Here is an 11,954-nt window from a genome sequence, read left to right as displayed (position 1 = left end):
AAAAGGCGCTTCATGCGCCTTTTTTATTTACTTAAATTCAGCTTTTACTTAACGTAAACGACAGTTAAAGCCCATTTTGGTATCCACAATATTATCTTTATAGCCAAAACTTTGAATAAAAAGATTACGATCTTCTATTATGTTTTGATCGACTTCTGGAAGGCGAGCTTTATTATCTACTGCAAGCTTAAAAGTATGATCAATAACATCTTGGAAAATACCGCAAACCTCTTGGCGCTTTTGCTTATTAAGCTGTCTTCCTGTCCAACTTCGCTCAAAATCTTCAGGCTTTAAGTTCGCACCCCATGCTTCAATGCGATCATGTAAACCTTGCTTCATGGCTTGCATACCTTGTTGCATTTCAGCTTTAGTAAATGGCTGAATATCAGCATCAAGTTCCTCGGCATGTGCCACTGTGCCCATCATCAATGCTAAACAAAACATTGGAACATTCATTTTTTTTAATAATATAATCAACTTTAATCACCCTCTACTTTTACAACATCGTCCTTATACACATAATTTAATGATTTCCATAGTTTTGTTAAAGAAGCTTTACATAAATATTAACGTTTTGCATGAAAAAAGCCACCCAAAGGTGGCTTTAATAATGTCATTCAATTTAGATTAATGCTTTAAATTCTTGCTGACGCCAAGCTTCATATAAAATAACAGCCGTTGCATTCGACAAGTTTAAACTACGTGAGTTCTCTGCCATTGGTAAACGAATCCAATGTTCTTGTGGGAACATCATACGGACATTTTCAGGTAAGCCACGTGTTTCAGGTCCCATTAATAAGGCTATAGGACGGTTTAGATTTGATGTATGCGGTGTTTCAGAACCCTTTGTGGTTAAAGGATAAATCGCATCTAACTCAATACCCTGTGACTTTAAGTTCACAAGACATTCATCAAAATTTTCCCAAATTTGCATACGTGCATATTCGTGATAATCCAAACCCGCACGTTTCAATTTTTTATCATCTAGCTCAAAACCTAGCGGTTTAACCAAATGTAATTGTGCACCTGTATTCGCACATAAACGAATGATATTCCCCGTATTACTTGGAATTTCAGGCTCGTATAACACTACATGAATCACAGGCTTTCTCTTCTCTTTCAATGTAACAAGGCTTAACCTTGCCACTGTAATTGTTCACGCAAGCTTACCACTTCACCAATAATAGTGAGTGTGGGCGCTTGTATTTGATGTTCTGAAACTTTAGATGCAATATCTGCCAACGTTCCAACCACCACTTTTTGCTCTGGCGTTGTTCCTTTTGAAATCAATGCAACAGGCATATTCGATCTTTGACCATGAGAGATCAATCTTTCACAAATTTTTTCCAATCCAACCAAGCCCATGTATAAAACGAGCGTTTGGTTTTCATAAACAAGTTCATTCCAAGGCAATTCAGGCGAACCTTCTTTCAAATGCCCCGTTAAGAAACGAACACTTTGCGCATAATCACGATGCGTTAATGGAATGCCTGCATAAGCAGAACAACCCGATGCTGCTGTTATCCCAGGTACAACTTGAAATGCAACGCCTGCATCAAATAGTTCTTGAATTTCCTCTCCGCCACGACCAAAAATAAACGGATCACCACCTTTTAAGCGGCAAACACGTTTACCTTCACTTGCATACTTAACCAATAAAGCGTTAATTCCTTCTTGCGGTACTGCATGATTTGATCGCGCTTTCCCGACATAAATTTTTTCCGCATCACGACGGCATAAATCCATAATCGGTTCAGAAACCAATCGATCATAAATAACAACATCTGCTTGTTGCATTAAACGCAAAGCTTTAAGCGTTAAAAGCTCAGGATCCCCCGGCCCTGCACCGACTAAATAGACTTCACCTTTCGGTTTTTGCCATTCAATTAATGCTTGCTCTATTAAGCGATCCGCTTCTGCAATATTGTTATTAAATACTTGTTCTTTTAATGGACTTGCATACAAGTCTTCCCAAAAGATACGGCGCTCATCAGGATTTTCAATTTTTGCTTTTACAGCTGCACGCCACTTTCCTGAAAACTCAGCAAGTTTTCCCATTCCATGCGGAATTGTACTTTCTAATTGAGTTCGAATTTGACGAGATAAAACAGGAGATGTTCCATTGGTCGCAATAGAAATCACCAAAGGTGATCGATCTACAATTGCAGGCACCATAAAGCGACAATGTGGTGGATCATCCACACTATTGACTAGAACTTTTTCAACTTCACATGCTTCAAACACAGCTTGATTGACAGCCTTATTGTTTGTTGCAGCAATCACAAGTCTGTAGTCACGCAAAGAAATATCTAAACTGAAATGTGCTTGAACAAATTGCCCTTGGCTTTGTTGAACGATGTCTAACAAACTTTGTTCAATTTCAGGTGCAATCACATGAATTTTTGCACCAGCTTTCGCAAGCAATACTGCTTTTCGATAAGCAATTCGTCCACCACCAACAATCAGACAAGGTTGCTGCTGCAACTTTAAAGAGATTGGAAAAATATCCACCGAATACCTCAAAACTTCATCTGATTGTTTAAAACAAAAGTGCACAATATTTTGTGCACTTTATCGAACTTACAAAGACAATTTAGTCGATGTATGCAGTACCGCCCATATATGGACGTAATACTTCAGGAATTTCAATAGAACCATCGGCACGTTGATAGTTTTCCATTACCGCAAGTAATGTACGACCAACAGCCAAACCTGAACCATTCAATGTATGAATAAATTCAGTTTTCTTTTGGTCTACACGGTAACGTGCTTTCATACGACGCGCTTGGAAATCACCCATACATGAGCAAGATGAAATTTCACGGTAAGTATTTTGGCTTGGAACCCAAACTTCTAAATCATAAGTTTTAATTGCACCAAAGCCCATGTCACCAGCACAAAGTACAACTTTACGGTATGGAAGACCTAATGCTTGCAAAATACCTTCAGCATGACCTGTTAATTCTTCCAATGCATCCAGAGAAGTTTCAGGCTTAACCATTTGAACCATTTCAACTTTGTCGAATTGGTGCTGACGGATTAAACCACGCGTATCACGACCATAAGAACCTGCTTCACTACGGAAACATGGTGTATGCGCTGCGTATTTTAATGGTAAACGATCTGCATCGATAATTTCATCACGCACGAAGTTTGTTACAGGCACTTCAGCTGTTGGAATTAAATAGAATTCTTTTTCGCCTTGAAGTTTGAATAAATCTTCTTCAAATTTAGGCAATTGACCTGTGCCACGTAAAGAATCTGCATTCACTAAATATGGAACATACGCTTCTGTATAACCATTTTTAAGTGTGTGCGTATCTAACATGAACTGAGTTAAAGCACGTTGTAAACGAGCCAAAGGTCCTTTTAAAACACTAAAACGAGAGCCTGTAAGCTTCGTTGCTGTTTCAAACTCCAAACCACCCATCATTTCGCCAAGGTCAGTATGATCTTTCACTTCAAAATCAAATTGACGAGGTGTGCCCCATTTCAAGATTTCAACATTATCGTTTTCATCTTTACCTTCAGGAACAGATTCGTGCGGCATATTAGGAATAGATAAAGACTTGGCTTCGATTTCAGCTTGCAATTCGTTTAAAGCAACTTCAGCAGCTTTAATTTCATCACCAATGGCAGACATGCGAGCCATGATTTCAGATGCATCACCACCGGATTTTTTAATCTGACCGACTTGTTTTGCGCCCGCATTACGTTCTGCTTGTAATGATTCTGTCTTCGATTGAATTTCTTTACGGCGAGATTCTAAAGATGCCCACTCTTCAACATTCAGTTGGACACCACGTTTAGCTAAGGCTAAATTTACAGCCTCAATATTATTTCTGAGTAATTTCGGGTCGATCATAGCCAATCTTTTGGAAAGAAAAAAACTGGCTATAGTGTAAGCTCTAAACAGCAAAAAATATAGTAAAACAGCTTACACATGCACCTTATTAGAACAATAAAATACAGATCTTATTGAAAACTTACTGATTTGCGTACTTTGGCAAACTTGGCATAAATTCAGGCTTAAATAATGCTTTTGCAGATCGATAAGGCAAAGTCAGCTCACTCATTCCTTCTGCATAGCTTGCTAACTCATATAATGGGTAAACAAACACCAAACCATTTACACCATAATAAAAATTATCACTCAGTTGAAATTTCGCACGCTCAATCACATGATTCTCCAACCAAATTGAATTTGCATCATAAAGTGCATTTAAAATTTTAGGTTGTGCATCTTTCATCACAATATCTTCAAGTGCTAAACGCTTTTTATTTTTTAAATCAAAATTTACATATTCTGTATGATACATACCATGTGCTGCACCTGCATTATAACTATAACTATCAATAGCAAATGTCGCAATATAACCAAATTGACTAATATAGCGAACCGTTGTTGTACTCTGACTCAAACCCACATTAGCATTGTCATTAAACACAATCTTTTCAGTTGGCTTCTCAGTAAAAGCAACAGGATCTGCTTTATGAATTCGGTCAAGGAAATAATCATTAATCCAATCAATATTGGTTTCTACCGTTTGTACGCTATATTGAGTACAACCTTCCACACTACATGCTTCTGCATTTGGTAGTTCTACAGTAACCACTTTTGAAAGAATTGTTGGAATAGCAGTCGCTACAGATTCAGTTTTAGGTGCTTTTTCATCGACTACAGGCTCATTCACAGGCTTACACCCTGAAATACCTCCAACAAGCATCATCGCGGTTACAAGCCCAATGACTTTAAATTGCGAACTCTGCATTTCTCCCCCTAGCTATTATTTTATGTCTTAACATTCATACTATACAAACAACACGCCATGGTTGATAGACAGAAATAGTATTGTTTATATTAATGATCTATTTTCCCATCTAATACATAAAAAAAAGCAACTTTTCAGTTGCTTTTTCACTTTCACAATCAATTATTGATCAATAATATCCGTGCCTTTAGGTGGCGTAAAATCAAAGACAGATGAAGAAACACCTGCATTTACTTTTACATTATTAAAACGGACATAGGTCGTTTGACCTAATGAGTCTTGTAAAATCATTAAAGTCGGCGCGCTATTCGCACCAAAACTAATGGTTAAACTTTGAAAAGCACCATCTTTTTGTTTTGGATATAAAGTGTAATAAGTTTTTGCTTTATTCGGCTGAGTTACACGATAGGTCTTCATAATCTGACTTGTGTTTCCAGACAGCAATAATGCAGGCGTATTCGCAACTTGCTCATCTAAACTTTGGCGTACAGCTTGCTGTAAATCTGGATCATAAATCCATACCGTTTTACCCGAAGTTACAATGGTTTGTTTTACAGGTGATGTAATTTCCCAATAAAATTTACCTGGTGTCGCAACTTTCATTACACCTTTAAAAGTCTGATTCATATGTTGAGATGAAAGACCTTTATTCTTTACAGCTTTTGCATTTTCAACTGTTGTTTTTTGCTCAAAATTTGCTGAAATACTTTTTAAGCTACCCAATTGTTTGACCAAACTTGCAGTTGCTTGTTGCTCCGAAGCTGCAACTGGTGTTGCCGCAAAAACAGTTGTACTTACCACAGGTGCTAATGTTGCAGCCCCAATTGCTACAGCACAGATCGTTTTACGAAGCATATTCATATATTCACCTTTTATATTTGCTCAACGCAATTCATTTTCATACTTTTATCTTAAACCAAAATATGTTGCTAAATTTAGAGTAAATAAGAAGTTTTGTATTGTTATTAGTATTAAAAGTCGAAATTCATCCATCATGATGAAGATTATTTTTAATTTTCACAATCTCTAAGCATAAAAAAACCCGCAATAAAGCGGGTCTTTTTCTACTAAAGCTTACGCTTCAACAGATACGTAGCGACGACCGAATTGGCCTTTCACTTCGAATTTGATTACGCCATCAGCAGTCGCAAACAAAGTATGGTCACGGCCCATACCTACGTTTTGACCAGCGTGGAATTCTGTACCACGTTGACGAACGATAATGTTACCAGCAGTCACAGATTGACCGCCGTACATTTTAACACCTAACATTTTAGGATTCGAGTCACGACCGTTTTTAGTCGAACCACCGGCTTTTTTAGTTGCCATGTCTATTTACTCCTCGTAATTAGCCTGAAATAGCTGTAATTTTCAACTCAGTGAACCATTGACGGTGACCTTGTTGTTTACGATAGTGTTTACGACGACGCATTTTAACAATACGAATTTTGTCGTGACGACCATGGCTAACTACTTCAGCAGTTACAGTAGCACCAGCAACAACTGGAGCACCGATTTGAATGCTTTCACCGTTAACTAGCATCAATACGTCATCAAACGTAATAGTTGAGCCAGTTTCAGCTTTCAACAATTCTACTTTAAGGGTTTCACCCTCAACTACACGGTGCTGTTTACCACCGCTTTGAATTACTGCGTACATATTGTACTCCAACGTACCCGTGTCGTCGTGCCGATAAAGGAATATACCGATCTTAATACGACCGCCACTGGGGGTTATACAAGGGCAAAGATTTTAATAGATATTCAATCAAACAACAAGCAATTTGCCACAAATAATAGTAGAGTTTGTTGATTATTTTATAAACACTATGGATTTTCTAGCTTTGTCTGTATTTTATACAAAGTAAAGTACTATAGAAACATCTATTCCTGAATCGTAAAATAAACAAAAAGTTGTCTTTTTCAATTGTATATTTAATTACACTAACAACTACTGTTACTATTCTCACGTTGTAGATAAAAAATAGTATGATTTGGCAGGCTTACATAGGTAATTACACCTATATACGACCAGATATTTGTTAAACTAAGATTCAATTCAAAAATGAGGTTTCTCTTCACATGACCATCGATTTTAAGCAAGATATTCTCGCTCCTGTTGCTTCTGATTTTGCCGCGATGGACACATTTATTAATGAAGGGATTACTTCTAAAGTTGCTTTAGTGATGGCTGTAAGCAAACATGTTGTGGAAGCTGGTGGTAAGCGTATGCGCCCAATTATGTGCTTACTTGCAGCAAAAGCATGCGGTGAAACAAACTTAGATCAGGCAACAAAACTTGCGGCTATTATTGAAATGTTACATACCGCAACTTTGGTTCATGATGATGTTGTAGATGAATCTGGGTTACGTCGTGGTCGCCCCACTGCAAATGCAACATGGAACAATCAAACAGCCGTATTGGTTGGTGACTTTCTTATTTCACGCTCATTCGATCTTTTAGTCGATTTAAACAATATGACTTTATTAAAAGACTTTTCTACGGGTACATGTGAAATTGCTGAAGGTGAAGTACTACAATTACAATCTCAACACCAACCAGATACAACCGAAGAAACATATTTAAGTATTATTCACGGCAAAACTTCACGATTATTTGAGCTTGCAACAGAAGGCGCTGCAATTTTAAGTGGAAAAGATGAGTTCCGCGAACCACTTCGTAAATACGCTGGTCACTTTGGTAATGCATTCCAAATTATTGATGATATTTTAGATTACACATCTGATGCTGAAACATTAGGTAAAAATATTGGTGATGATTTAATGGAAGGTAAACCAACTTTGCCATTAATCTCAGCATTACAGAACACATCAGGTGAAGACCGTGAAATTGTTCGCAAAAGTATTGCTACAGGTGGAACAGAAAACTTAGAGCGTGTAATTTCAATTGTTCATTCATCTGGCGCATTAGATTATTGCCGTAAACGTGCAACTGAAGAAACTCAAGCCGCACTTGGAGCTTTAGCTGCATTACCTGACACGGAATATCGTCAGGCACTTGAAAACTTGGCTAAATTGGCTTTAAACCGTATTCAATAAAGCATAGCCAAATCATAAATTTTACTTAATAAAAGATTTAACACTTGCTTATGCATCTAAAACTCAATGACTTATTCCTAAAAATGCAAGAACAGCTTGATCAAAATCAAGCTGTTCTTGATGATACCTTACTGATTGAGTTAGTAAATCGTATTCGTCCTAATGACACACGCAATCAAGACGAAGTTCAAATAAAATTTAATGCCTTTATACAAGCAATTTTAATTACCCCAGATGCAGCATCTACTTTACAAAGCTTTGTTTTAAAACTGATAAGCCAATATAAGCAAACAAGTTTATATGCAGATACAGGTATTTTGTCTCTAGAAGGTTTTTGGAACCAAATTTTTCAGCGTTTAGGTTCACACTTTCTTCCTCTAATTAATGATGAAAGCCAACTTCAAGAACTGGTTCGAAATGTTTTTCATCAATATTCAGATCAATATTGGTTAGACAGTATTCAAGACAAACAATGGCAACAACTCTTTAGGTTACTCAATCAAGGGCATAGCAACCAAGAAGAAAAACGTTTAATTCGAAGTGAAATTATCAAATCGATTACTGTTTTATCTTATCGGGTTAGCGGTATTGGCTTATATCCTGAATTTATTAATGCACACCCAGAATTAACTGAATACGAGTCGCCATTTCTTGTTCAAAACCGTGAAATTAATGAGTTTATTCAACAATATAAACTTCTAGATTTAAACGACGATCAATTAACGGCTATTACCCCACCCGATGCAGCTCAAGCACTTGTTATGCTTGAACAATGTAAAGATGTTACCGCAAAAATTCGTAGATCAACCAAACGAATTGGGGTCAGTATCAGCTTAACTTATTTACTTTCATTACTTGAACAATGCCTAGAACGAATTGAAATTCTTATTAACTTTATAGTTGAAAAAGATGATGTGCGTTACAACTCTTTAGGCTGGCTGCTTAACGATATTACGACCGCCATTTATAGTGAGCGAAGCGTTCGATCATTATTGGTCACAAACAGTGAACTTATTGCATTACAAGTGACTGAAAATGCGAGTAAAACAGGTGAACATTATGTAAGTACCGATAAAGCAGGTTTTTTCGGTATGTATAAGTCTGCTGCTGGAGCAGGTGTCATTATTGCCATTATGGCAACATTAAAAGTCCTTATGGCGCGTGCCGCTTTAGCACCATTAATGCAAGCTTTTTCATATAGCATGAACTATTCACTAGGTTTTATGCTTATTCATGTTTTGCATTTTACCGTTGCAACAAAACAACCTGCTATGACGGCGGCAGCACTTGCCTCTACCGTTCAGCATCAAAAAGGCTCTAAAACAGCTCAAATCGCTGAACTTGCAGCATTGATTATTAATATTATTCGTACTCAATTTGTTGCTATTTTAGGTAACATTTCTATTGCCATTCCTGTTGCAGCAATTATTGTTATGTTTTGGGATTTCGCTTTACATGAACCATTAATGAATCATTATAAAGCAACTAAAACCTTGCATGATTTAAATCCGTTTACATCTTTAGCTGTTCCACATGCTGCCATTGCTGGTATTTGCTTATTCTTTTCGGGTTTATTGGCGGGTTACTTCGACAATATGGCGGTATATCGTAAAGTCGGACCTCGTATTCAAGCTCATCCTAAGCTAAAGAAATACATTAAAAAGGAACGTTTAGATAAATTTGCCAACTATATAGAGCGTAACTTAGGTGCTTTAGCAGGTAACTTCTTGTTTGGTATTATGCTGGGTAGCATGGGAACCATTGGTTATATTTTAGGCTTACCTTTAGATATCCGTCATATTGCCTTTGCTTCTGCAAACTTTATTCAAGGCTTAATGCTCATTAATGGTACGCCAGAAATTGGCTTAATTATTGTGTCCTTTTTAGGTGTACTACTAATTGGTTTAACCAACTTATTTGTGAGTTTTACACTCACAATTATTGTTGCCTTACGTGCCCGTCGTGTTCGATTTGAACAATGGAAACCCTTGGCGAAACTTGTATTAACCCATTTTTTAACTCGTCCAAGTGATTTCTTTTGGCCACCCAAACAAAATTTAGAAATTAATGATGTTACTGATCACCAAAAAAACCATCATTAAATATTAATTATTTTTACAGATCATAAAAAAGTGAAAATAAAATTAGCGTAAATTATATGCGCTTGAAATAAAGTGTACTGACGGGTACACTTTGTTTCATTCAATAATCTCGCTTTAATCGGTTGAAATAGCAAGGATTTCAACATGCCCAAAAAGTTGACTATCTGCGGTTGTTATTTTTTATTTATCAGTATCTTAGTTATAAATACACCTAGTCTCAATCATTTTGAAACTCACATTTTGAAAGGCTTAAGTACTTATAGAACAGATCTATTAAGTGAAATTTCAATCGGCTTATCAACTATTGGAAGCACAATTTTTGTATTATTTATAACCACATTATGTGCTATATACATGGCATGGTTTAAAAAATACATTGAAATTATTTTCTTCTTTTCTGCAATTTTCGGGAGCATCGTGATTGCTTGGACACTAAAATATTTAGTTTCTAAACCACGACCACCCGAACAATTACATTTAGTAGAAAGCTTTGGTACTTCGTATCCAAGTGCGCATAGCGTATATGCTGCTACTTTAGGTTGCTTATTGATATACACCAATTTGCAACATCCTAAATATAAAGTATTTATTTCATTTGCTTTATTATGGATGATGATTATGGGCGTATCTAGAGTATACCTAGGTGTGCACTTCCCTTCGGACGTATTATCCGGTTGGGGCATAGGTTTAATTTGGACATCGCTGCTTTATCTGATTTTCATCAAATATTGTAGTGTAAGAAAATTTATAATTTAGATAGAAAATCTACTAGAGGTGGAAGAATGATGTCTGCAAAGCTTTGGGCACCTGCCCTGACTGCTTGCGCATTAGCAACAAGTATTGCACTTGTTGGTTGTAGCAAAGATCCAAAGGATGCTCAGCAAGCTGCTGCAGCCCAAAAAATGCCACCGACTGAAGTTGGTGTCATCATTGCACAACCTCAAAGCGTAGAACAGTCTGTAGAACTTTCAGGTCGTACAACTGCATTTGAAATTTCAGAAGTACGTCCACAAACAAGCGGTGTTGTACTTAAGCGTTTATTTGCTGAAGGCAGCTATGTACGTGAAGGTCAGGCGCTTTATGAAATTGACGCACGTACAAACCGCGCTAACGCTGACAGTGCTCGTGCTGCTTTAACACGTCAACAAGCAAACTTAAATATGTTACGTGTTAAAGAAGGTCGTTACCGTCAACTTGTTGGCTCAAATGCGATTTCTAAACAAGAATATGATGATATTGTCGCTCAAGTGAAATTAGCGGAAGCCGATGTAGCTGCATCTCGTGCTGAAGTGAAAAATGCTGAAATTAACTTAGGTTATTCAACAGTTCGCTCACCAATTTCTGGTCAAACAAACCGTTCAACAGTTACTGCTGGTGCATTGGTTACAGCAAATCAAGCTGAACCTTTAGTGGCTGTACAACGTCTAGATCCAATCTATGTTGATATTAATCAATCAAGTGCGGAACTACTTCGTTTACGTCAACAATTAAGTAAAGGTAGCCTAGACAGCAGCAACAACACAAAAGTGAAGTTAAAGCTTGAAGATGGCAGTGATTATGGCGTTGAAGGTCGTTTAGCATTCTCTGATGCAAGCGTGAATCCAGATACAGGTACTGTAACTTTACGTGCTGTATTCCCGAACCCAAATCATTTATTACTTCCTGGTATGTTTGCCAATGCGCAAATTGTACAAGGTGTCATTCCAAATGCTTATCTTGTTCCACAAGCAGCGCTTACTCGTACACCAACAGGTCAAGCGATTGCAATGCTTGTAAATGCAAAAGGACAAGTTGAAGCTCGTCCTGTAACAACTGCAGGTACACAAGGTAAAGACTGGATTGTTACTGAAGGCTTAAAAGCTGGCGACAAAGTTATTGTAGATGGTATTGCGAAAGTAAAACCTGAACAAGCTGTTGTTGCTAAACCATATCAGCCACAAGCTGCTGCACCACAAGGTGCTCAACCTGCGGCAAAGGCTGAAACTGAACAAAAAGCTACTTCAAATAAATAAGGGGTAGA

At 37.3% G+C, this 11,954-nt stretch carries 12 protein-coding genes; 4 read left to right on the top strand and 8 right to left on the bottom strand.

Annotated elements, in window-relative coordinates:
* Positions 1–48: 48 nt before the first annotated feature.
* From GTK57_RS09355 to rplU, 8 genes are all read right to left on the bottom strand, one after another.
* Positions 49–477, bottom strand: coding sequence for a hypothetical protein (locus tag GTK57_RS09355; RefSeq protein ID WP_228720305.1), 429 nt, complete (start codon positions 475–477; stop codon positions 49–51).
* 145 nt (positions 478–622) lie between these two features.
* Positions 623–1,102, bottom strand: coding sequence for a tRNA (cytidine(34)-2'-O)-methyltransferase (locus GTK57_RS09350; protein WP_163123010.1), 480 nt, complete (start codon positions 1,100–1,102; stop codon positions 623–625).
* A gap of 32 nt (positions 1,103–1,134) precedes the next feature.
* Positions 1,135–2,511 carry a siroheme synthase CysG gene (gene cysG, locus GTK57_RS09345; RefSeq protein ID WP_163123007.1) on the bottom strand — a complete coding sequence of 459 codons (1,377 nt, stop codon included), beginning with the start codon at positions 2,509–2,511 and terminating at the stop codon, positions 1,135–1,137.
* A gap of 82 nt (positions 2,512–2,593) precedes the next feature.
* On the bottom strand, positions 2,594–3,865 hold the full coding sequence (serS, locus tag GTK57_RS09340) for a serine--tRNA ligase (protein ID WP_152874418.1): 1,272 nt from the start codon (positions 3,863–3,865) through the stop codon (positions 2,594–2,596).
* Positions 3,866–3,986: 121 nt separating this feature from the next.
* Complete coding sequence (locus GTK57_RS09335) at positions 3,987–4,772, bottom strand: RsiV family protein (RefSeq protein WP_152874419.1); 786 nt, start codon at positions 4,770–4,772, stop codon at positions 3,987–3,989.
* 162 nt (positions 4,773–4,934) lie between these two features.
* Positions 4,935–5,633 carry an outer membrane lipoprotein chaperone LolA gene (gene lolA / locus GTK57_RS09330; protein ID WP_152874420.1) on the bottom strand — a complete coding sequence of 233 codons (699 nt, stop codon included), beginning with the start codon at positions 5,631–5,633 and terminating at the stop codon, positions 4,935–4,937.
* Positions 5,634–5,846: 213 nt separating this feature from the next.
* Positions 5,847–6,101, bottom strand: a complete 255-nt coding sequence (rpmA, locus tag GTK57_RS09325; RefSeq protein WP_005097774.1) for a 50S ribosomal protein L27 — start codon at positions 6,099–6,101, stop codon at positions 5,847–5,849.
* A 19-nt stretch (positions 6,102–6,120) separates the two neighbouring features.
* Positions 6,121–6,432, bottom strand: a complete 312-nt coding sequence (rplU, locus tag GTK57_RS09320) for a 50S ribosomal protein L21 (RefSeq protein ID WP_152874421.1) — start codon at positions 6,430–6,432, stop codon at positions 6,121–6,123.
* A gap of 422 nt (positions 6,433–6,854) precedes the next feature.
* Here rplU and sdsA point away from each other — a divergent pair, with 422 nt between their 5' ends.
* The 4 genes from sdsA (at position 6,855) to GTK57_RS09300 (ending at position 11,946) form a co-directional block, all read left to right on the top strand.
* Positions 6,855–7,832 (top strand): All-trans-nonaprenyl-diphosphate synthase, encoded by a 978-nt coding sequence (sdsA, locus tag GTK57_RS09315; protein ID WP_152874422.1) that lies wholly within the window; start codon positions 6,855–6,857, stop codon positions 7,830–7,832.
* Between the two features lie 50 nt (positions 7,833–7,882).
* Positions 7,883–9,934 (top strand): site-specific recombinase, encoded by a 2,052-nt coding sequence (locus GTK57_RS09310; RefSeq protein WP_152874449.1) that lies wholly within the window; start codon positions 7,883–7,885, stop codon positions 9,932–9,934.
* Between the two features lie 144 nt (positions 9,935–10,078).
* Positions 10,079–10,690, top strand: coding sequence for a phosphatase PAP2 family protein (locus tag GTK57_RS09305; RefSeq protein ID WP_163123003.1), 612 nt, complete (start codon positions 10,079–10,081; stop codon positions 10,688–10,690).
* A gap of 26 nt (positions 10,691–10,716) precedes the next feature.
* Positions 10,717–11,946 carry an efflux RND transporter periplasmic adaptor subunit gene (locus GTK57_RS09300; RefSeq protein ID WP_152874424.1) on the top strand — a complete coding sequence of 410 codons (1,230 nt, stop codon included), beginning with the start codon at positions 10,717–10,719 and terminating at the stop codon, positions 11,944–11,946.
* The last annotated feature ends 8 nt before the right edge of the window (positions 11,947–11,954 follow it).

The organism is Acinetobacter portensis (genome assembly GCF_010646905.1).
Lineage (GTDB): Bacteria > Pseudomonadota > Gammaproteobacteria > Pseudomonadales > Moraxellaceae > Acinetobacter > Acinetobacter portensis.
This window is presented reverse-complemented; position numbering and strand designations above follow the sequence as displayed.